This is a genomic window from Candidatus Peregrinibacteria bacterium, assembly GCA_016699145.1.
Classification (GTDB): domain Bacteria; phylum Patescibacteriota; class Gracilibacteria; order UBA1369; family 2-02-FULL-48-14.
The window spans coordinates 256,876-279,199 of record CP064962.1 but is presented as its reverse complement, the minus strand read 5'-3'; the positions used below and the strand labels follow the sequence as shown (position 1 = coordinate 279,199).

Genomic DNA, 22,324 nt, shown 5'->3' with positions numbered 1-22,324 from the left:
CTATATGAAAAAAATTCTTTTATTTATTGCTCTTTCTGCCCTTCTTTTGAATGGATGTGTTTATCCTGAAGATGTTACAGTCACCATTGATGCTCCCAGTCGGGTACAAGTGGGTGAGACTTTTGATATTGTTCTGAAAGTTACAAATGAATCCACTGAATCTCAAACTTTGACCAGTATTGATGTTGGCCTAGATTACTTGGAAGGGATTCTTATGGAAGAGTCGGTTCCTGCCTATGTTGAAAGCTGGGAGTTCGACTTTTTTGGCTTTATGAGTTTTGATTACAAAAAGAACTTGCCCCTGGGGGAGTCCTTGGAGATTAGTTTCCTTATGGATCCGATCACTCCTGGAGATTACAGTGGTGCTTTAGATGTCTGCGTCAATACAGAAATGGCTTGCATTTATAACACCGTGAGGACAGTGGTAGAAGAATCAGAGTTGGAGGAACCTGAAACAGAAGTGACGGAGTGAGTTTAAATGCAAATCATAGGGTCCACGTCGATGCGGGCCCCTTCTAGGAGTTCTTTGGGGCAGTTTTGGATCAGCTTGCGAGGATGAAGGCCTTGCACCAGTACATTCCATTGGATTTTGCCTTTGGTTTTGTTTAGAAAAGCAGGGGCAGCGTAGCTTTTATGAGAGAGGTCGTTTTGTAAAAATTCTAAGAGGGCTTTGGCCTTTTTTTCTGAGAGTGTGGCACTTTTCTCTAAAAAAATCACTTTAACGATTTTTCCAAAAGGAGGAAGTAAATCGATTTCTCTTGAACATTTTTCTTGTTCGTAAAAGCTTTCGTAGTCGTGATTTTGCACGTAGTGAATCACTGGATGTTCAGGATTGTATGTTTGAACCAGCACCTGGCCTTGAGTGTCGGCGCGTCCGGCCCGGCCTGCCACTTGAGTGAGCAGTTGAAAGCCTCGTTCTGAGCTGCGGAAATCGGGAATGTTGAGACCCATGTCGGCGAGCAAAATACCCACGAGGCTGACTTTGGGCAGATCCCAACCTTTGCCGATCATTTGAGTGCCGATGAGAATGTCCACCTCCTCATTTTTCATTTTTTGATGCAGAGCTGTGAAGCTGTCTTTTTTGCTCATGGTGTCTTTGTCGGCGCGAGCCAATCGGGCTTGTGGGAAAAGGCGCTGCAATTCGTTTTCCACTTTCTCGGTTCCTCCACCCAATTGTTTGATGCGCACACTGCCGCAGCGTTCACAGTGCTCGGGTAAAGGCACTTGCTTTCCACAATGGTGGCATAGCAAAAGAGGTCGATAGAAGTTTCGAGCATGGTAGGTGAAAGGGAAATGGCAATCGGGGCATTCGCAGACTTTGCCGCACTCTCGGCAGAGGGTGGAGCTGGCGGAGCCGCGTCGGTTCAAGAAGAGCAAAACTTGTTCTTTGGCGTCGAGAGCTGATCTAATTTTTTGTTCAAGCTTTTCGCTGAACATGCTGAAATTTTGTTTTTTCAATTCGTCGCGCATGTCGACGATTTCTACCTTGGGTAAAGGAGTTCCTAGGGCCCGCTTGAGCAAGGTGAAGTGGGTCAATGCTCCTACTTCGGCCTGGGCACGACTTTCGAGGCTGGGAGTGGCGGAGCCGAGGACCAGGGCACAGGAGCTCAGTTCTTGTATTTTTTCCACCACGGTTCGGGTGTGATAGCGAGGACTTTGATCTTGTTTGTAGCTCCATTCATGCTCTTCATCCATCACAATCAGTTGTAAATTTTTAAAGGGCACAAAAGTAGCGGAGCGGGAACCGAGCACAAGATTCAGTTCTCCCTTTTTGATTTTTCTCCATTGCTCGGTACGCTCGCCTTCACTCACTCTGCTGTGCATCACGGCGAGGTCAGGGAAATCTTCTTGAAAATAATGGATGAATTGAGGTGTGAGTGAGATTTCAGGCACCAAGAGCAGAGCTTGTCCCCCTTCCTTTAGTGTTTTTTGGATGAGCCGTTTGTAGATCTCGGTTTTGCCAGAGCCGGTTACCCCTTGGATGAGGCTTTTTTTAGGTTTTTTTTGGAAGAAAAAATCGAGGATTTTTTGCTGCTCTTCATTGAGTATTTTCTCGTTTTTTTCTTGGGTATTTTTTTTGTTCATAACTTTCTTAGCCCGGCTTTTTTTAAAGATGTTTTTGGGTAAAAAGAGGCGTAGGGCATCCCACAATGAACAAAAATAGTATTCACTTATCCATTGTGCCAGTTCCCTTTGCCAAGGAAAGAGCAGCGGTTGCTCTTCGAGAAGAGAAGTGATTTCTTTGACTTTGAAGGAAGGGGTTTCTTGATGGATTCGCAGCACCAGGCCCAGTTTTTCTCCTTTTTGAAAGGGCACCAGCACGCCGTCTCCGGCTTGAAGGTGCATTCCTTCTTTGATTTTATAAACGAAGGAGGCTTGTTTGCGAGAATAAGGATGCTGAACGAAAACGTCGGCGTAGTTCATAGGGGGATTTTTGTCTCACTATAAAGGGTTTTACAAAAAGTGCGAGTCTGTGTTTTAATGAGGCGCCTGCTTCACGCCTTCTTATATTTTATGAAAAACCTTCGTTACGTCCTTCCTTTTTTTGTTCTTTTACTCACACCTGATTTTGCTCAAGCGGTGGAGTTGGGGCATGGTCTCATCAAGCAGTATTCCTATGAAACGGAGCATTATCGTATTGAATTTTCTGAGCTTTTGATGGAGCAAGCGGATGAAGATGGCAATGATCTTCCTGATATTGTGGACATTGTGGCTGAGTCTGCCGAGTATGCGTATGGAGTTTTAATAGAAGACCTTCATTATCCAGACCCCATGGAAGAAGGGGAGCTGCTTTTGATTGTTTTGGACGATACGGATCAATATCTTGCGTCCGGGAGTTTGGGGGTGACCAGTTTGCTCAGCAATGGGGACCCTTATGTGGCTTTGGATCCGTGGCTTTCTGAAGAATATTTGCAGGTCACGACGGGCCATGAAATTTTTCATACGGTTCAATTCGGTTATGGAGTGAGTTTCGCCTACACTTATCCTGGCATCAACTGGGCTGAGGCCACGGCCACTTGGGTGGAGGATCTGCAATACGATTCCATCAATGATTATGTGAATTATTTGGCCGACTTTTTTGACTATCCGGATTATTCCATTTTTGCCTCGTTTGTTCCCACGGGTTCTTTGTTTGAATACGGACTCAACATTTGGCCTCGCTTTCTGTCAGAATACTATAATGACAATGTGGTGAAAGAAATTTGGGAAGCGTATATTGCTTCTGAAGTGGAATATGAAAGTGACCTTCGACTGTATGAAACTGTTCGAAGTGTGGTGGCCGCTCGGGGGGATGAATTCAACGAAGTGTTTCGTCAGTTCACGCTTTGGAATTTGAGCCTTGAACCTTATGAAGAAGGAAATTTATATCCTTCGGTTTTGCTTTTGGAAGGGGAGACGGGGACGGATTATCAGCAATTGGATTCCAACTATGCTCCTGCTTTGTATGGCAGCAATTACATCTATTTTGAAAACACGGGTTCGGATTCCAGTTTTTATTTCCATATTCAAAAACCTGAAAACATCCGTTTTGCGGTCACTTTGGTGCCCTATGACGAGCAGGGTGCAAACTTGCTCCGATCTACTTCTCAAACGATAGGTCCCGATGAAGTCATGGAGGAGGCTTTGGAGCTTTCCGATTTGAGTGGCGTGGAAGGAGTAGTGGCGGTGATTTCTCCTTTGGATGCGGAGGCGTCGCAACTCAATGGAGTCACCGATTTCGATGAGGGGCATCTTTATAATTTTTGGGCTGAATTTGGGGCTCCCAATGCTCAGGTGGAGGTGGAAACGACTCATACTGATGAAGATGCCGGTACGAAGGAAGGGGAAATTTCTTCGAGCGATAAAGGAGAGCTCAACACCTTGGTTTTGAGCGTGATCTCTTATGATGAGGATTCCGTTTCTTTGGATTGGAATCGTTTGGTGCGGGACTCGGTCTTTTCGTATGAAGTGCACTATGGAACCGAAGACGACGATTTGGAATTCACTCAAGTCATTCCTCATGCCTACACCACTTCTGCAACCATCAGCGGTTTGGAGGCGGGGGAAACCTATTATTTTGAATTGGAAACTTACAATGAAAATGGAGTGGCCATTGTGGATGCGAGTTCCATAATTGCCGTAACTCCTGAAGCATGGATTTTCTCGGATGTTTCTTATCTTCATTCTCGCTATGCCGAGATTCATGCCTTGGTGGAAGGAGGCGTTTTTCAAGGGTATGCCGATGGAAGTTTCAAACCTGAGGTCACCATCAATCGTGCAGAACTTTTGAAGATTTTGATCGAAGGTCGAGGTTACACTCCTGGAGCTCATTACAATAACTGTTTTAGCGATGTGGGCACCGCGTGGTACGCTAAATACGTTTGTTATGCCAAAGAAGAGGGGTGGGTGAATGGTTACGCGGATGGCAGCTTTAAGCCCGGGGAACCGGTCAACAAGGTGGAGGCCTTGAAGATGCTTTTCAATGTTTATGAGGCCGGCCTTCAAGAAGGGACGGTGACGGAGGAATTGCCTTATGAAGATTTGAACTCCCATGCCTGGTACTCCATTTATGTGAGTGAGGCTTCGGAATTGGGTATTTTAGAAGAAGAACCTGGCACTGTTTTTGAAGCCACTGAAGGGCGCTCTCGATCTGAAATGGCCGTGGAGCTTTACCGTTACTTAGTGGTCATGGATTTGATACGCGAGTGAAGATTAGGGCTTCCTATCCGTTGGTTTCCAGTTCATAAGTTTGAAAATTGAGCTTAAAACCTTGTCTGTGATTGCGAGCAGTGTTTCCCCTGCGGTTTCTTTTTTTGTTAAAAATCTCCATTTGATGGAAAGCTTTACGTCTTCTTTAAGCTCTGCTTTTACGATGCCTTCTTGGGTGCAGGTCGCTGTGGAACAATGGTCATTAGGACCCGCTACAGTGCTGAAGACCGGTTCTTGTAAAATTCCAGCCAGCCAAACGTAGTCCTGTTTCATGGCGGACCATCCTCCATGTTTGTAATGAAAATGCAGAGTCACTTTAAAAGATCGCTTTTGTCGTATCCATTCTTCTACCTCGGCTAAGTCCAGAGTATAGCTTCCAGCTGTTTCAATGGGTTGGCGGTATTCTGTGGTCTCAGTTTTCGTTTCCATGCGAACCTTATTAAGAGTCTATTTTACTCTTTTGGCAAATGTTTGACAATGAGTTTTTATCATGTTTTAATTGCATGGATTTATGGGCAAGCCTGAGGAAAAGTATGGGAAATCTGTTCGAGCTCTCAATCCGTTGAGGAGAGGCTCCTCATCGAGGGATGTCCCTTCTGCTTCCAGTAGAGGTTTTTTAGATAAAATCCGAAGTCATTTGAGAAAGGGGCTCGTATTGGCAGCTTTTGGTGGTATTGGTACGGGAGGAGGTATCTTTTTAGAACAGAGGCTCAAGCTTGGTACAGCGATTGCCGCCCTAAGCGAACATTGGGGAACTCCTACGGCATCGCTGCCTTCTTCTGAAACTGAGATAGAATCGGTGCAGGAACCAGAGTGTGGGGCATCTGAGTGGGAGTTGACGCCTCCTCCTCAAGCGGAAGCTTTGGAGCCTGCTTTGGCGAAAAGGGCGCTGCAGTCTGCTTTGGAATTCCGTTTTCCGAACGATGAGGTGGAGGCTGGGCGTTGGGCTAACGCTCTTGTGAGTGCCATGGAAAAGGAAAGGTATCCACTGACTGTAACTAAGATGGCTTTGTTATTGGCCTTTATTGAAACAGAATCTGATTTCCAGGTGGATCCAGCATTTACATCTGGACAAGTACGGAGTGAAATTTCTGACACTATTGAGGCAAAAGAGAAGCAGTATCCTGGGGCTTTGCAATGGGCTAAAGATTTGGGCATTTATGACGATTATGAACCTTTTTTAGACCGTGCTAAAGCTGCTAAAAGTGAAGGGAGTGTGCTTAAAATTTTGCATGATGGGATTGATGCTCTTAAAGCTGAAGGAAAGGAAAATACGCGTGCTTTAATTGTGCAGCGGTTTGGTGAAGATTGGGAATTTTTAGCTTTGGGCTTGGTGCATTCGCTTGGGCCCACTCAAATCAACGCATGGAATACTTTTTCTTTAGAAGAGCGGAAGACTTTGACTCCTGATCAGTTGCGCATGCGTCAGTTGGAATTGCTTAACTCTCCTGAAACGGGCATTCAATACACCGTACGACTTCTCAAAGCATTGCAAGAAGTTTATGGCAATGATTTGCCATCTGTGATTGGGGACTATAAAGGTGGGCCTTTTGCTCACTTTAAGGCTAAAATTCAGGTGATTTTGCAGGGTGTAACTCCTGATTTGGAAGTGGATGGAGATTTGGTTTTTTATACGGCTAAAGGTTTGCCTGATTCAACTAGAGATTCCTCCACTTTACTGGCAGCGTTTCAGTTCAATGAAAAGCATGAGCTGGGTTTCGAAGATGAGCAAATCCGAGAGGCTTTTGCGAAAACGGGTAAAGATTTGATGGAAGATTGTGTGGTCCGAAGTATTTTACAAGAAGGTCAAGAATTGGGAGTGGACTTGAATGTGCGTTTGCAAACGAGTAAAGGGGAGGGCAGTGCCAAGGCTAGACAAACGGTTGAAGAATATGTGGACCTTGTGACGGGACGTTATAGGGAATGGCTTGAGCGTCTCAAGGCTGCAAAATTTTCGCATACTAAAGCTGTAGAACCCGTGGCATCGGCGAAAACTTCTGGTTCAACTAAACCGGCTTCAACTTCTTCATCGAAGGCTAAAGTGATAAAAGCCAGTGCTGTGAAACCGGAGGCGCCGAAGGAAAAGGAAAAGGCTGTTCCTACGCATACAATGCCTTCGGAAGCGCAATTCAATGCTGCTTATGCTCTGCATAGGGGTAAGTGTGATCCTGGTTTATACGTATACTATTTTGATGGAGAGAATGGAGAGAGTGGTGAAGTTCGGGTGAGTTGGGAGATTGCTCGTTCGCAATTTTCTGGATATGAATATGTTGTTAGACTTACTCCAATTGATGGAGATAATTCTCGAAGAGCAGTCGCTCTTTACACGTATTATGATAATTACTTAATGAAGGCTCAGCGTAAAGTTTTTTGGTGATGATCGAGAATATGCAATGAATTCTCAAGAAATAATGGATGGCTTTGAATATTTTGTGGAACAAGTTTGCACAGTAAAAAACTGATCCACTTTCTAAGCAGTAACTGGTGCACCCAGAGGGAGTCGAACCCCCAACCCCTGGTTCCGAAGACCAGTGCTCTATCCAGTTGAGCTATGGGTGCATTTTTTTGATTTCCTTCTGAAGATCTGGGCTGGAAGAGAAAGCCCCGCCAATCTGGCGGGGCCTAGTGTAACATAGGTTTTTATTGCACCCAATGGCTTTTATCGACGTTTGACGGCCCAGTTGTTCCACCAAACCATGAGAGGGCTGGCAATGAAGATGGAGGAATAGGTTCCGGCCACAATACCCACGGTCAGCGCGAGTAGGAACATGCGAATGCTTTCGGGGCCCAGAATGAGCATGGCCACGATGGTGATGAGCGTAGAAATGGAAGTGTTTATGGAACGCGCCAGTGTTTGATTGAGGGCTTTGTTCGCGGTTTCCATCAAAGTTTCTTTTTCACTGCGGTGACGCAAATTCTCGCGAATACGGTCGAAAACCACAATGGTGTCGTGCACCGAGAATCCCATGATGGTGAGCAGCGCCGTGATGAAGAGGGCGTCCATCTCTACTCCGTAATAATGCCCGAGCACCACGAAGACGCCAAAAACAATGAGCACGTCGTGGATCAAGGCCACAATAGCGGACATCCCAAAGCGCCAAGGGCTGACCTCTTTAGGGATGCGTCGGAAGGCAAAGGCAATGTACAGCACAATCATGATGGAAGTGAGTCCCAAGGCCAGAGCTGCTTTTTGTTTGAGCGTGTCTCCGATCACAGGGCCTACGGTTGTGAAACGGATCTCCTCTAAATTGGGACTGCTTTCTTTGAATTTGCTCATGAGGGCGACACGGTCTTCTTCAGAGATGTGTTTGAGACGAATGATGAAATGGCCTTCGTCGTTGGAAAGCACTTGCGGGGAGCCCAAATCTTCGCCCAGAGCGCTGGCCACTGCTTCCACATCGCTGATCACTTCTTCTTTGGTTATTTCAGGGTTATTGAGTTTCACTTCCAGGCTGGTTCCACCGGTGAAATCGAGGCCGAGGCGTACTCCAAAAATCAGCACGGCCACAATGGCCACTACGGCGAGCAGGCCAGAGAGAGCTGTCCAAAGGCCAGAGAACTTCATGATAGGCCAAGGTTTGGGTTCTTTTTTGATGTTGCTGCCCCAGAGCCCCATTTTTTTAGAAAGGCCGCTTTCGGCAGTGAAGAGCAACAAGGTGCGTGTGAGCAAAATGGCGCTGAACATGGAAACCAAAATACCGAGCGCTAGGTTGGCTGCAAAACCACGAATGATGGAGGAGCCAAAGTAGAACAAAATGCCACAAGTGATGAGCGAAGAAAAGTTGGAGTCGCGGATGGACTCCCAGGCTCGCTTGAACCCTTCATCGATGGCACTGTGTAAGGTACGTCCTTCTCGGAGTTCTTCTTTCATGCGTTCGAAAATGAGGATGTTCGCGTCCACGGCCATTCCAATAGAGAGCACGACCCCGGCGATGCCCGCTAAGGTCAGGGTGATGGGGCTAGCCAGTACGGAAGCCAGGAAGAAGAGTCCAAAACAAGCCACTACAAAGGCGATGCATTTTTCTCCTAAAGAATCACGACTCTTGAGGATGAGGTAGACGAGGTAAGAGAAGATGCCCAGGCTGACCAAGATGGAGAGCAGTACGGGGACTGAGCTTTTGATCACGAAGATGAGCAAGGCCGAATAGATGGCCAGAGCGACAGAGGCGATGAGTCCTGGCAAGCGGTAGTAGAGAATCATGAAGAGGGCCAGCACGAGCACACCAATGAGTCCTGCGTGTAAACTTTGATTCAACGCTTCTTCCCCAAGGGTGGCGCTGATGTTGTGTTGTCCCACCAGTTCAACGGGGGCAGGGATGGCTCCGGTATTGAGATCACGAGCCAGTTCTTGAGCTTCTTCAATGGTGAAACTCCCTGAAATTTGTGCTTGTCCACCGCTGATTTGAGCTTGAACCGTGGGAGCGGAAATCAGTTCTCCACCCACGAAAATGGCAATGCTTTTATTGATGTTTCTTCCTGTGAGTTCTTCAAAAATTTTACCTCCTTCTTCATCGAAGGTGATGCTCACAAAAGGTTGATAAGAGCCGTTGAATTGAACGTCTGCGTGTTCAAAATGTTCCCCGGTGAGGACGGCTTCTTCTTTCCAAGGATCGGCGGTGGTGTTCCAGATGATGCTGTTCACATCTATTTTTTCGATCTCCACTGTTTCGGTAGCGGCTTCTTGTTTGTCGTAAACTTGAATCAGGTGGTAACCAAAATCGCTTTCTATAGGTTCAGAAATCTGTCCCACTTCGGTGCTGAATGCCGTTTCTTCAAAGGCTTCCACCATGGCTCCACGACCAAAAGCTCCCAGGTCGCCTCCTTTATCTTTGCTGCCAGGATCTTCAGAATATTCTTTGGCGAGTTCTTCAAAACTTTGCCCTTCTGCAAGTTTGTTTTGCACTTCTTGAATGCGGGCGAGGGCTTCTTCTTTACTGCGTGTTTGCTCCTCATTGATTTCATTCCAGCTCACTAAAATGTGGCGAGCACTGACGGTTTCTGGAATCTCTTTTTCTTCTGTTTCCATGTGACGTGCTCCCACTTGGATGAGACCGGTTCCGCTGAAGGCACTCAAATTTCCTGTTGAGTTCACCGTGTAGGCTCCTGTCAGATCCAAGGGACCCACGAGACTGCCTTCACTTTTCCCTTCGATAGCCGTTTGGAGGTCGGCAGGCAAATCTTCTATTTTAGAGCCGGTGTGCGCTGTGAATTGCACGTTTTGTTTGTTTTCGTTGCGTTCTTTTTCTCCTAGGCTTTGAAAGTTTTCACCGGCATTCACTTGGCTTAGGAAGTTTTTAGCGGCTTCATTGGCCCAAGCCACTTGCTTACTGTTGTCCGGGTTTGGCTCTTCTTCTCTGAATTCCAATTGTATGGTTTTCCCTACGATGGCTTTGGCTTCTTCTAAATCTTGAACACCGGCCAATTCTACAATCACGTGAAATTCATCTCCCACTTTAGAATCATAAATGCTGGGTTCAGCCACCCCTAGGCTGTCGACGCGGCGGCGGATCACCTCTTTCACCCCTTCCACCAGCTGTTTTTGGTCGGCAAGGGCCACTTCACTCAGGTCGATGGAGTAATCGAGTTGAGTTCCCCCTTTGAGGTCGAGCCCCAGTTTGAGATCGGTAGTGCTGTCGAAATAAGAAAGCAGACCCGCGAACACCAAAATGAGCAGAGTTTTTGCCGCGAGCGTACGTTTAGAAGTCCACGCCATAGGAAAATATAAAGGATAGTTTGCGGCGAAATTATACGGCCAAACTTCTTTAAAACAAGCCGCTCAATTGCTGTCGACTTGTCAAATTCTTTTTTTGTATTCTCACCCTGCGTTTTCCGCATGAGTATGCGCTTGGGCGGGTAGGCAGCCATCTGTGGCGCCGGTGCAAGAACTTTCGTCGGGAGGCGTGCCTCGTTCGGGGCATTGTTCCGAATAAATGCAGGCTTTGTCGCCCACACTTTGAACTTGAATTTGGAGCTCTTCTTCTGTTTCATCTCCATAAGTGAGCAACAGGCGATCTAAATCGCCGAATTCATATTGATCAAATTTCTTGTTCAACTTTCCGTTCACGAAAAATTTTAGGGTGTTTTCCGCGTCGTTGCAGTAGGTGGTGCCGTTGTCTAAGGTGAAGCAGGTCTCGCTGAGCTTCATTCCAATGGATTCAAAAAAATCACCGAGAGTGATGCCACTCATGTGTTTGTGAATCACCGTTCCATCCCCGTCGTGCAGGTGGGCGAAGGGACTGAGTGGGGAGCCTTCTTCAGACATGTATTTTTCTTGGGCAAAGTCATAAGCGGTTCCGTTTAGGTACACTTTGAAGTCGGCGTGGGTGTGGATGTCGCCGACCAGAGGTTCAGGTTTGGAATGGATGTAGAGCCCAAAGGCTGTTCCCGCGAGTATCGCGAGTAGAATGAAAAGACGGACAAGGTTTGAGTGGGGTAGGAGTGGCATTCGGCTTTTTCTTTTATATGATCAAATGTTCCGTTTATTCTTTCTTAAAAATACGTTTTAATAAAAAGATTTCTGTTAGTATTAGAATTAAAAGTATGTATGTAACGATTTTTCGTTCTCCTGGTTTAGGTCCTTCCAGTACTTCATCAAATGGAATTGCATGACTTAAGGCAAAGAAAAAGAATAATATTAATATCATTACTGTAAATACTAGGATCCATAATAATGTTTTTTTTACCTTCCTATTCATAAATTATTTTAAACCTAAATATGTTACTCCTCTGTTGTGTGAGGTAAAACAGTCTGACTTTACTCCGCTAGAGGGTGGTTCTCTTTTTCTTCTTCTCCAAGCGCTCCGCCTGGAATGCCAAGGGCATCTATGCAATAGCCCGTTTCTTCGTCATAAGTATAAAGAGGCCATTCTGCGTCTCCATAGGTTTCGTCTGGGCATTCGCAAGTTTCATCTGAGAATCTACCTCCTGAGTCTTCACAGGCGACTTCTTTTTCTGAATCCTCAGGTGCACCCTGATCATGATCCCCCGTTGTTTCGTGGTCATTTGTGATTTCACTTTCAGTTCCGCTAGGTTCTGAGGTGGAACAGCCAGGAAAGGCTAATAATACTAAAGCCATTATTGTAGCTAAGTTTTTCATGTTCAGTGGGTTACTTGTACTACGAAAATATACCGTTTGTTTTATTTTTTACAACGGTTGTATAGATGGTGAAGGGAAATATGTCTATTCTATCGGGACTTTTCATAGTTTTGTTTTTTTAAACTGTAATGCTTACATTCTAGCATATTTTTCGTACAACGTCCAAGTTTGAATATTGTAAAATATGCACGAAGTGTAAACCCTGGTTAAATTTCCGCAACCACTCTAACCGGAGCTGCCTCCGCATCAAATTTAACGGGCAAGGCAGTGACCGTGAATGGCTCCTGCCCCAACAGAGCTTCTAAGTGGGTAAGATTCTCAATGATCAAGATGTCGCTTCCTAGCAATATTTTGTGAATGGCAAAGGGGGATCGATCTGGACTTGGCGTGTCTGTACCCACAATATGGACACCCAGTTCCACCATTTTTGAGGCGAAGGTTTCGCTTATCTCTGGGTAAGATTCGTAATATTCAGGGGTGCCAAAGATTTTGGAAAAGCCTGTGAGGATGAGAACGATGTCTCCTTTTGAAATGGATTGTCCTTCAAGCAAATCAAGATCTATCGCTTTGCCTCGTGCATCTATGAGATGGCCTCTGCCAAAAAAATGATCCACGTCATACTCATTGATGCGTTTGCCATTGGGGAGCATGTGCAAAGGGGCGTCCATGTGAGTGCCCACATGCATACTGGTTTTGAGCTGATAATGAATGATTTTTCCACCTTCGTAATCATCAGCCGTTTCGATCAATTCTGGCTGTGAATCACCCGGGTAAACGGGCATGTCGTGCGTGAAGGTGTGGGTGAGGTCGATACGTTTCATTTCTGAGTGGTTTTTATTTTCTTAGTTTTTCGTATTCTTCTACGGAAAGCTGAATATCGTTAAAATTTTTCACTGCTGGGATTGATCCGATGAACATTCCATCCTCATCTTGCTCGATGTAAACTGTGCTGTTTTCATAATGGAAAATTTTAAGCGAGCCCATTTTATCACAGGATGAAAATAAAACAAAAAGTGAGCCCCATAGGCCATCGCAACAATCACTTTTTAATTTTTCCAAGGATCAATTCTATGTAGCCACCATATTCTCCGGTGTGCAGTATTGTGTAATGTCCAGAATTGAGTTTTTTCTTTAATTCTTCATTGTGCTTTGAATTTTGATCTGATCTTTTAGCTTCATTTTGTCGAAAAAACAAGGTTCTTTCAATGTCATAAACATTTCGATGTCGCCACCAACCCCATATTGCAACGGCGGTGGAAACGACCAATGCTGTTATTGATATTAATAGTGCGACTAAGTTCATGGGCTTGAATTGAGGATTATTTGGCGAGCGAACCAGCCCTGCAGTGCTAGGCAATGTTTCACAAATTTTCCAGCATTTTATTCCAATTTGTTTTCCCAAATTTAACTACGCGTGAACCCCTTGTGACTTTTCCGATGCTGATTTTTAGCCTTTTGAAATGTCTCTTTGTGATTTACCTTCTATCAAAGCTTGAATAACTCTGACTTTCTAGCCAAGCTTGCATCGTTTTCAAAATCGTTGCCTTTGCCGCTACGGCCGTAGTCGTCTGACAGTTTTACAACGTCGTCTAAGTCGTTCGTGGAGACCTCGAAAATTTCGGAGTCTTCCAAGGCTTCCGCGCGGTGGATCACACCGGGGTGCACGTCCAGTTTGTCGCCGGGGTTCAGAATGATTTCATCGAGTGCATCCACGCTGTTGCCCAGGTAGAATTTGATTTTGCCCTTCATGAGGTATTGCGTCTCCTTCTTTTTTTCGTGGTATTGCAAAGAGTAGCGGTGGCCTTTTTTGAGGCAGAGGATTTTCCCTACATATTCGGGCTCGACGGCAAACCAGAGTTCCTTGCCCCAAGGTTTAAGCACTTCTTTGATGGGAGTTTGATTGTTCATTGAAAATGACTAAGTTTTCTTACTTTAAAGGCTTTCTAGTTTACTTAAAAGCTCTTTTAAATCGTTGCTTTTTTCCTTCGAACAAATCAGGGTATGTCCGCCGGCGTTCACCACGACCATGTTTTTGAGGCCGAAGGTGGCAATGGGGTCGGAGCCTTCGTTGTAGAGCACGCAGCCTTCGTTTTCTACGGCGATGATTTTGCCTTTAATGAGATTGTCTTTGGCGCTGCGGGCGAGTTCTTCGTGTAAGGAAGCGAAGGTGCCGATGTCGCTCCAACCGAGGTCGGCTGGAATGATGCGCACGCGGGAGGGATCCACTTTTTCCATCACCCCATAGTCGATGGAAATTTTATCGCACTGAGGGTAGGCCGTTTCGAGCGGGGTGCCAGAAGCGATCGACTGAAGTTGCTCGTAGGTCTTGGGCAAGTGTTTGGCGAATTCTTCTAGGATGGTGGAAACTTTCCACACGTAATAACCGGTGTTCCAGAGGTAGCTGTAGGAAGAAAGGAAGCGTTTGGCGGTTTCGTAGTCAGGTTTTTCTTTAAAAGCTTTGAACTCATAAATTTCGATGCCGTCTTCTTCGTGCAGCATGCGTCCGATGCGCACGTAGCCTAGATTGGTGTTGGGGTACTTGGCTTTCACTTCAATGATGTTCAAGGTGTTTTCGGTGGCGGCAAGTTTTTCGGCAGCTCGCAGTTTGGCTTCGAATTCAGCGACGTCTTGCACCAGATGATCTGCGTAAACAATGGCCATTACAGCCTCAGGGTCTTTTTTGGCGATGAGTGCGGCGGCCAAGCCGATGCAAGGTCCGGTGTCTTGCATGCTGGGTTCTAGGATGAGGTTTTCGCTAGGCAAGTCGGGCAGTTCTTCGCGCACATAGTGGGCGTATTCGGCATTGGTGCTCACATAAATGTCCTCAGGTTTCACAAAAGAGACACGGTTCCAGGTTTCTTGGAGCATGGTTTTATCGGACACCAATTTTTGAAACTGCTTGGGCTTTTTCTTGGAGCTCATGGGCCAGAGGCGCGATCCGGCTCCTCCGGCTAAAATGACAATTTTCATAGTGCGCTGAAATAGAGGGAAAGAAGTTTTTCACCCCAAACGAAACTTAGCACAGTTCCCAACATGAGGAAAGGGCCGAGGGGAAGTGCGGTTTGACCGCTGGCTTTTTTAGTGGCGAGCAGAATGAGACTTAAGAAACTGCCCAAAAGATAACTCGAAAAAATTCCCACCAAAATGTGAGGAAAGCCGAGCAAGGCGCCCATGAAGAGGCCGATTTCAATGTCTCCGCTGCCCAGCCAGCGTCCGCGTGAAAGCACGAATTGAAGGCCAAAAAAGAGACCGCCGATGGCGAGGCCCAGGCCAGTGCTTTCCCAGCCGTATTGAGTGAGTCCATAAAACACGGCATAGAGTATGCCGGGAAGTAAAATCGCCTCGTGAATTTCTTTGTAACGTAAATCGTACAAAAAAATGAAAACGGCAACAAAGAGCAAAGGAAAATGCAGCGCGTAAAATTTGGGTTCGGGGTAGAGTAAGGCTAGGCCGATGCTGAAACTCAGCAGGGCGAGCTCTGTAATCGGGTACCAAAAAGAGATCTTTTTTTTGCAGTAGCGACAGCGTCCTTTTTGAAAGAGGTAAGAAAGCAAGGGCAACAAATCGATGGCACGGAGTAGGTGTTTGCACTCAGGGCAATGAGAGCGTCCGGCAACAATGCCCTTTTCGCCCTGGTGTAAGCGTGGAATCAGCAGGCTCAAAAAACTTCCAAAAATCAGTCCGAAAGCAATGCTGAGAGGCAGAGAGCTCATTCACTCACGGGGGTCATCAAACGGTTGTAGTTTTCAGCGGCGCTCACGTTGATGGGATCGCCAGCTTGACTGAGTTCGAAGGCTTTTTTGTATTCCCACTTTGCCCCTTCCATATTGTCTTGTTTTTCACGGATGAGGCCCGCAATCAAATGCGCTTCTGGGTCTTTGGCGTTTTGTTTGAAGGCCATTTGAATGGAAGTTTCGGCTGCTTCCAACTCTTCTTTTTTAAGATGAACGCTGGCCAGTAAACTGTGGCTAAGGGCTTCACTGGGGAAGAGATTTGTTCCTTTTTGAGCCAAGGTTTGAGCTCGGTCCAAGTCTTTGACTTCTTCTGTTGCGATGCGTATGGGTTCTTTAAAAAGGGTGATGGAATGAGGGTCGACATTGATCATGGCTTCGTAGGCGGAAAGGGCTTCGTTGTATTGCCCGAGGGCGCTGTGACTTTCGGCCATTTTTTTATAGGCTTCTGCGGCGGGTTCAAAATTGTAGAGCAAAGCCAATTCCATTTCGTTGATGCAGTCGTCGTACTCTTTTTGCAAGTAGTGAGTTTTGCCCAGCAAATAATGCACTTCCGGTTTGATGGAGTCGATTTTTTTAGCCGCTTTGAAGGAGTCTTCGGCTTCGGCCAGTTGATTCAATTCCAGTTGTGCATAGCCCAGTATCATCCAAAGATCTCGGTAATCACTTTTAATTTTGAGAGTGCTCAGGGCCATGTTTTGGGCTAAACGGGGTTCGTTGGCATCCAGCAAAGCTTTGCTCAGGAGGGCACTCAGATAAGTCTGGCTTGCACCTTGGGCGCTTTCATACGTTTCATAAGCACTGAGAAACCCTTGAATTTTAGTGGGCAGCACAGGTCCACTCAACTGTAGGGCCTCTTGAAAAAAAACTTTTCCGTCGGCCCCTTCCGCAAGAGCCAAAAGGCCTTTGACGTAGGCGAGGCTTTGATCTGGAGTGGAGGAGGATTCGAGCAGCGCTTTGGCTTCGTTGATTTTGCCGGAATTCAATAGAGCATGGGCATAAGTCGCGAGATTCTGTGGCACGGCTTCTAATTCATAGGCTTTTTTTGCATTTTCTTCGGCTTTTGTGGGGTCGTTTGATGCGGTGTAGGTGGTGCTCAGTTTGAGGTAGGGGGCTGCTTGTTCGGGTTCCAGTTGCATGGCGTAAGCATACTCGGAGGCGGCTTCGGTGTAGTGTCCGGCCTGGAACCATTCGTCTCCTTTTTGGAGACGGGTTTCGTAAGACAAACTCGTGGGGGCTTTTTCATCGGCGTTTAAAATGCTGCTTTGGCTGAGTTTGTTTAGGCTTTGAAAGGCAAAGAGCCCAACGCTCATCATGAGCAGCGCTGAAAAACCAATGATTCCAAGTTGAGAGAGGCGTTGATTCATTGGGCCCATCTTACTGTAGCCGCGAGCGTCAGGGCAAGGCTTACGGCGTCGGCGGCGTCATCGGGCTGAGGAGCCGCGCGCAGCCCCAGTTCGAGCATCACCATTTTTTGGATGTTTTTTTTGTCGGCGCGTCCGTCACCCGTGAGGGCGCGCTTCATGGCGCTGGGCGAAAATTCAGTCAAAGGGATGCCGTATTCCTCCAAACATAAAAGTAAAATGCCGCGAGCGTGAGACACGTTGATTCCGGTGGTGATGTTCTTTGAAAAAAAATTTGTTCAACTGCACAGTGGTCGGGTTTCAATTCTTTGAGCAGTTGGCCAAAATCTTGATGAATTTCTTTGAGGCGAGCCCCTAGACTCGAGTGAGCGGCCGTGCGAATCACTCCGCAAGTGAGCAGTTTTTTCCCGCCCTTTTGGCAGTCTAAAAGTGCGTAGCCGATGGTGGCGAGGCCGGGGTCTAAACCGAGGATGCGCATGGAGAAGGGCTAGGCCTTCATCTTAACGGCCCAGTTCCATCACCACAAGAGAGCGTTTACTTTTCCCTAAACGTAAAAAGACCAGGCGTTTTTTGCTTTGAAAATGAGGATGTTTACGCAACTTTTCTCGCACTTCTTCTGCACGAAGGCGGCCTTTTATAAGGAGAACTTCATTCACTCCCCAATGAAAATGCAAGAGGCGTGCGCGGGCGGCTTCATTGCTCACAATGACAATGGGGCAGTTGGGGCGGTAACGCAAAACGGCTCGAGCGGTGTAGCCTTGTTTGGTCGCAATCACCAGGGCGTCGGCTTGAATGTCTTCAGCGAGGCGCCAGGCTTCTTTGGCCATGCGGTGGTCTTCCAAAGTTCCTCCCATAGCACCGAATTCTTGCACTTGAGGCAGCAATATTTGCTTTTTCTCAATGGCGGCTTCGGTGCTTTTGGCCACTCGAAATAAAGTTTTCACGGCTTCTATGGGATGTTTCCCGGTGGCGGTTTCGTTCGACAGCATGAAGGCGTCGGTTTGCTCAAAAATAGCAGTGGCGGCATCGCTGATTTCGGCGCGAGTGGCCACGGCGTTTTCAACCATCGATTGCAAAATTTGAGTCGCTACAATGACGGGCTTGCCTTCGGAGCGGCATTCTTGGATGATTTGTCTTTGCAACAGCGGCACTGCTTCGGCGGGGGTTTCTACGCCTAAATCACCGCGAGCCACCATGACGGCGTCAGCGGCTTTCACCAGTTCATGCAGGTTTTTCAGGGCTTTGGGTCTTTCGATTTTTGCGATTAAAAAAGTGGGCTTTTTGCTCAGGCTTTGCACTTTTTTTCGTACGCGCTCCACGTCTTCGGCTTCTTCCACAAATGAGAGGGCGACGGCGTCGACTTTTAGAGTTTTTATTCCGAAATGCAGGTCTTTTTTATCTTTGGCAGTGAGGGCCAGTTCGTTGGGTAATTTGGAGTCGGGAATGTTGACCCCTTTGTGACTTTTCAAGAGACCACCCACTTCCACTTTGAGTTCTAGGAAAGGCCCTTGAATGCGAGTGACCACCGTGCGGATGAGTCCGTCTTCAATGAAGAGACGGTGGCCCACTTTGAGCACTTTGGGCAAAGGGGCATAAGGCAGAGGCAGGGGCTTTTGAGCTTGATGGATTTTACTGCGCGTGTCCAAATGTAGCACTTGGCCTTTTTTTACGACGATGCCTTCGGGTGGCAAGACGCCGAGCCGAATTTTGGGACCCTGCAAATCTTGAAAAATGAGCACGGTTTTCCCCAATTCTTTTTCCAGTTCACGCACCTTTTTTACGATGCTTTTGAACTCTTCATAGTTGCCGTGCGAAAAATTCAAACGCACAATCGACATTCCAGCCTGAATCAGAGCTCGGATTTGATCTTTGCTTTCTGAAGCAGGGCCTAAAGTGGCGATGATTTTAGTCTTTGGCAGCGGCATGGATTCAATATACCACTAATTCCTCTTTTTGGGTTTTCGCAAGGAGAGGCCCAGGGTACTCAAGATGGCCAGCACCGCAATACTTCCGAGCACAATGAGGCCCATTTGAGCTCCATTGGTTCCGTTCAAGAAGGCGGCATTCGTCACTGTGAAGGACAATTGTGTGGCTTCGCTTTTTTGATTGTCGCTGGGGTCAACGGCATACCAACTGACGGTGTGTTCGCCCCATTCCAAGTTCTCCATGGGCTTTGCGTAGACTGTTTGATCCGCACTGTCTGCAATCAAAACTTGACTGTAGATGGTGCTCCTCCATGAAACCACAATCATGTAATTGTCGGTGGCTCGCAAATCGAGCGTGGGTCGACGTTCAGTGAGATTGGATCCATTTTGAAGGTTCAAACTGATGTAGTCGGGTTTGCCCGTGTATTTCACCACTTCCACATGGAAGGGGTTTGAAAAGTCCAAGGGGCGTTCTTGAGTGCCTGCAAGGGCAATGAGAGTGTGTTTTCCGGGGCTCAATTTTTCTTGGGTGAGCAGGTTGAAACGACCAGCTTCATCCGTTTCGGTTTCCCCAAGGGGCACTAAAGTTCCACCACTCAGCATTTCAAAGAAAGTGATTTGGGTTTCAGCTGGGCCTTGTCCCATGTAGAACTGTTGTCCTTCCACCATGACTTCGTTGTTCAAAGCATTGACGATGCGCAGTCCTCCCACTTGGAAAGCACTGGTGGCTTTATTGGGATCGGTTCCATATTGAGTCCATTCGTCTCCGTCGCTCAGACCGTCGTCGTCGCTGTCTTTTTGCAAGGGATCGGTGCTCAGGTAGAGTTCAAACAAATCTGCTAAACCGTCTTCATCGGAGTCGGTCATCCCTAGGGGAGTGCTGATTCCTTCTTCGGTGACATGAGCGCTGATTTCTTCCTCGCTCACGCGGTTTTCAAAAGTGTTGAAGTTTTGAGGTTCGGCGTCGAGAGTGTCGGCCAATCCGTCATGGTCTGAATCGTAATGCGCAGGATCGGTTCCTTTCACGAAGATTTCGTGAATATCGTCTTCCCCGTCCTCATCGGTGTCGGTGACCAGGGGGTTGCTTCCGTATTGAATTTCTTCGCCGTTGGTGAGTCCATCTCCGTCGTTATCTTGGTTCACTTGATCAAGCGTGAGGCCCCTGTTGGCCAATTCCCATTCCAAGTAGTTGAGAGGATCGAATTCAGCGGTGAAAGCGGCTTCGATGAGCGGATCTTGAGGCAAGCTGTCGCGGATGTTTTTGATTTTAACAGGTTCAACGACTTCGTAGTAGAATTCTTCTATGAAGTTTTTGACGGGCTTGGAGCTTTCTGTTTGAGCACTGGGGGTTTCCGAATTCATTGGATTTTCTTCGGCGGGGTTAGAAGCAGGGTTTTCTTCTGTTTCTTCCACGACTTCTTCATCCCCAGCCATGCTGCTGGAATTGTCAGGAGCTCCATCGGTATCGATGATGATTTGGCTGTCGGGGTCTACGATGTTTCCAGTTTCGGGTTCCTCGGATTCCTCGGGTTCCTCGGCGTCTTCATTACTGGAAGAGTTGCCTCCGTTTGAAGCTCCGCCGCTGGTGGCAGCGCCCCCGCTGCTTCGGCCCAAAATGCTGACCGTTACGGCTTCAGACACGTTTTCCATGCCGTCCACCAGGGTTATTTCAAAAGAATTGTTTCCAGCCAAAACCGTCACGTCGAATTCAAAATTGCCAAATTCATCCACAGCTGCTTCGGTGTCTGCTCCATTGGAATAGACTTTGGCCCCTTCTTCACCAGTTCCAGAAATGCTCACGATGCTGCCGGGCAGGGCCGTGCTTTGACTGGGACTGGCGGTGGGGGCAGCTGGGGCAGTGACATCGGGGCTTGCCGTGACAATGGCAGGGGTTCCAGAAGAGCCTCCTGTTGTATTTGTTGCTATAACGGTGAAGCGATCAGATGTGCTGTCCACGGTGAGGTCAAAAGCACCGTCCCCTGTGGCTGTTCCCGTATCGACCCACAGTCCATCGGCATACACATCCACGCGGAAGCCACTGCCGGTGGTTCCAGTGAGCGTAACGGTGGAGCTGGAATCTTGAATCACAGAAGTGAGCACAGGGTCTTCAATGTTGCTGTTCGCAGGTGCGGCAACTTCGGTGAAGGCTTCCCCGGCACTCAGATCGAGGTAGTTGTTTTTGCTGAAACGATTGTCATCTCCAGCCGTATTCAAAACGTGAACGGCAAAATTTCCAGGCATTCTTTGGTGGAGGGTGTTGGCTTCGTTGTCGCCATCCGCTCCTATAATGTTGTCGCTGGCAGTGGATTCGATCAAAATCGCATCATCCATGTTGATGAAAGCGGCGTCTTCGTCGCAGTTGCCGTCGGTTCCAATGCAGTTGCCCATGAGGGTGCTGCCGGAGGCTTCAATCGAAACTCCCGATTCGTTGTTGCCGGAAATCACGTTGCCTTCTCCGTTGGTGCTTCCACCCACGGTATTGATGTTAGAACTGAGCAGAATTCCTGAGCCGCCGTTTTGTACGACCGCGCTGGCTGCTGCATTGAGACCTATATAGTTTCCTTGAATGATTGTTCCATCGGAATCGACTTTGATTCCGTCTTGTCCGTTCCCAGAAATGATGTTTCGTGTTGAAAGCGTGCCTTCTCCAATCACAATGCCGGTGCAACCCGTGTCCACGTAAATTCCCATTTGATCGTTGCCTTGGTCGGTGACCCCATCTTCATGGAGTCCAATGTAGCTTCCTCGAATGGTCACGTTGTCGGCGTTCACCATGTAAATTCCATTTTGATCGTTGCCAGAAACCACCACACGTTCACTTTCGCTGGTTCCTCCCACCACCACGTCGGTGGGGTTGGACATATTGATTCCGTTGCCGGTGTTTGCGGTATTGGTTCCTACAGAAGTATTGATGATAGTGATGTCGCTGCCGTTTCCAAGATGGATTCCGTTGGTGCAACCGTCCACTTCTATTCCTCCTTCAGCCGTGGCTTCTCCAATTTCAATGCCAGAGCCGCCGTAGACGCCGATGCAATTATCTCCTCCACTGACTCCTATCCCTTTGATTTGTGTGGAAGTTCCTCCAGAAACCCCGAGTCCTTGAGTTCTTCCTGTGGCATTTAAGACAATGTTGGGTCCAGCTTGAACGGTGGTCGTGGCATCGACCGTTACCGAGTCGCTGATGATGGGCAAGTCTGAAAGCAGGGTGATGCTGCCGGCTACGCTGAAACTGATGAGGTCTTCACCAGGGCTGGCGTTTGCGTCTGTGATGGCTTGGCGTAAAGATCCTGCCCCTGCGTCGTCAAGGTTGCTCACCGTGAAGGTCGCTGCTTTCACAGTGGGAATGGTGAGGCTCAGTCCACGAGGCCCGACGGTCGTGAAAAGAACCATGAAGCCGAATAGGGCTGCGAAGCTTTTTTTAAGAGGTAAAGGATGCGCCATACGTTTTTATTTATGTTTTAAAATCCTTTTATTGTACCAAAAAAAGCCCCCTTACGCAAGGGAGCTGAAATGGGCGGT

The 22,324-nt window shown here is 47.5% G+C and carries 17 protein-coding genes, 1 tRNA gene and 1 pseudogene; 3 read left to right on the top strand and 16 right to left on the bottom strand.

Features of this window, described 5'->3' with window-relative positions; translation table 11 throughout:
- Positions 1 to 4: 4 nt before the first annotated feature.
- Positions 5 to 472 carry a hypothetical protein gene (locus IPG41_01510; GenBank protein ID QQR55220.1) on the top strand — a complete coding sequence of 156 codons (468 nt, stop codon included), beginning with the start codon at positions 5 to 7 and terminating at the stop codon, positions 470 to 472.
- 2 nt (positions 473 to 474) lie between these two features.
- Here the strand turns inward: IPG41_01510 and priA are convergent, their stop codons facing one another.
- On the bottom strand, positions 475 to 2,424 hold the full coding sequence (priA, locus tag IPG41_01505) for a primosomal protein N' (protein ID QQR55219.1): 1,950 nt from the start codon (positions 2,422 to 2,424) through the stop codon (positions 475 to 477).
- Positions 2,425 to 2,514: 90 nt separating this feature from the next.
- On the opposite strand from priA, the gene IPG41_01500 reads away from it, so the two are divergent.
- The gene (locus IPG41_01500) at positions 2,515 to 4,689 is read left to right on the top strand and encodes an S-layer homology domain-containing protein (GenBank protein ID QQR55218.1); all 2,175 of its coding nucleotides are present in this window, start codon (positions 2,515 to 2,517) and stop codon (positions 4,687 to 4,689) included.
- 3 nt (positions 4,690 to 4,692) lie between these two features.
- On the opposite strand, the gene IPG41_01495 is transcribed toward IPG41_01500, so the two are convergent.
- Positions 4,693 to 5,118 (bottom strand): hypothetical protein, encoded by a 426-nt coding sequence (locus tag IPG41_01495; protein ID QQR55217.1) that lies wholly within the window; start codon positions 5,116 to 5,118, stop codon positions 4,693 to 4,695.
- Between the two features lie 82 nt (positions 5,119 to 5,200).
- Here IPG41_01495 and IPG41_01490 point away from each other — a divergent pair, with 82 nt between their 5' ends.
- Positions 5,201 to 7,066, top strand: coding sequence for a DUF1615 family protein (locus tag IPG41_01490; protein QQR55216.1), 1,866 nt, complete (start codon positions 5,201 to 5,203; stop codon positions 7,064 to 7,066).
- 105 nt (positions 7,067 to 7,171) lie between these two features.
- On the opposite strand, the gene IPG41_01485 is transcribed toward IPG41_01490, so the two are convergent.
- The 14 genes and pseudogenes from IPG41_01485 to IPG41_01420 form a co-directional block, all read right to left on the bottom strand.
- Positions 7,172 to 7,248 (bottom strand) — tRNA-Arg (locus tag IPG41_01485).
- Between the two features lie 100 nt (positions 7,249 to 7,348).
- Positions 7,349 to 10,402, bottom strand: a complete 3,054-nt coding sequence (secF, locus tag IPG41_01480; protein QQR55215.1) for a protein translocase subunit SecF — start codon at positions 10,400 to 10,402, stop codon at positions 7,349 to 7,351.
- 102 nt (positions 10,403 to 10,504) lie between these two features.
- Positions 10,505 to 11,134 (bottom strand): hypothetical protein, encoded by a 630-nt coding sequence (locus IPG41_01475; protein ID QQR55214.1) that lies wholly within the window; start codon positions 11,132 to 11,134, stop codon positions 10,505 to 10,507.
- A 309-nt stretch (positions 11,135 to 11,443) separates the two neighbouring features.
- Complete coding sequence (locus IPG41_01470) at positions 11,444 to 11,785, bottom strand: hypothetical protein (GenBank protein QQR55213.1); 342 nt, start codon at positions 11,783 to 11,785, stop codon at positions 11,444 to 11,446.
- Positions 11,786 to 11,991: 206 nt separating this feature from the next.
- Entirely contained in the window at positions 11,992 to 12,606 is a 615-nt protein-coding gene (locus tag IPG41_01465; protein ID QQR55212.1) for a cyclase family protein, read from the bottom strand.
- A 13-nt stretch (positions 12,607 to 12,619) separates the two neighbouring features.
- A complete protein-coding gene (locus IPG41_01460) occupies positions 12,620 to 12,769 on the bottom strand; it encodes a hypothetical protein (GenBank protein QQR55211.1) in 150 nt (49 codons plus the stop codon).
- A gap of 55 nt (positions 12,770 to 12,824) precedes the next feature.
- The gene (locus IPG41_01455) at positions 12,825 to 13,187 is read right to left on the bottom strand and encodes a hypothetical protein (protein ID QQR55210.1); all 363 of its coding nucleotides are present in this window, start codon (positions 13,185 to 13,187) and stop codon (positions 12,825 to 12,827) included.
- A gap of 83 nt (positions 13,188 to 13,270) precedes the next feature.
- A complete protein-coding gene (locus tag IPG41_01450; protein ID QQR55209.1) occupies positions 13,271 to 13,693 on the bottom strand; it encodes a cupin in 423 nt (140 codons plus the stop codon).
- A 24-nt stretch (positions 13,694 to 13,717) separates the two neighbouring features.
- Positions 13,718 to 14,755: a mannose-1-phosphate guanylyltransferase gene (locus IPG41_01445; protein ID QQR55208.1), complete on the bottom strand. Its 1,038-nt coding sequence runs from the start codon at positions 14,753 to 14,755 to the stop codon at positions 13,718 to 13,720.
- Positions 14,752 to 15,498 carry a prepilin peptidase gene (locus tag IPG41_01440; GenBank protein QQR55207.1) on the bottom strand — a complete coding sequence of 249 codons (747 nt, stop codon included), beginning with the start codon at positions 15,496 to 15,498 and terminating at the stop codon, positions 14,752 to 14,754. Before IPG41_01440 ends, IPG41_01445 begins: the two co-directional genes overlap by 4 nt.
- Positions 15,495 to 16,883, bottom strand: a complete 1,389-nt coding sequence (locus tag IPG41_01435; GenBank protein QQR55206.1) for a tetratricopeptide repeat protein — start codon at positions 16,881 to 16,883, stop codon at positions 15,495 to 15,497. Before IPG41_01435 ends, IPG41_01440 begins: the two co-directional genes overlap by 4 nt.
- A pseudogene (ruvC, locus tag IPG41_01430) lies at positions 16,880 to 17,358 on the bottom strand (crossover junction endodeoxyribonuclease RuvC). The gene IPG41_01435 and the pseudogene ruvC overlap by 4 nt, the downstream one beginning before the upstream one ends.
- Before the next feature lie 22 nt (positions 17,359 to 17,380).
- Entirely contained in the window at positions 17,381 to 18,805 is a 1,425-nt protein-coding gene (pyk, locus tag IPG41_01425) for a pyruvate kinase (GenBank protein QQR55205.1), read from the bottom strand.
- Positions 18,806 to 18,820: 15 nt separating this feature from the next.
- Positions 18,821 to 22,246 carry a hypothetical protein gene (locus IPG41_01420; GenBank protein ID QQR55204.1) on the bottom strand — a complete coding sequence of 1,142 codons (3,426 nt, stop codon included), beginning with the start codon at positions 22,244 to 22,246 and terminating at the stop codon, positions 18,821 to 18,823.
- Positions 22,247 to 22,324: the final 78 nt, after the last annotated feature.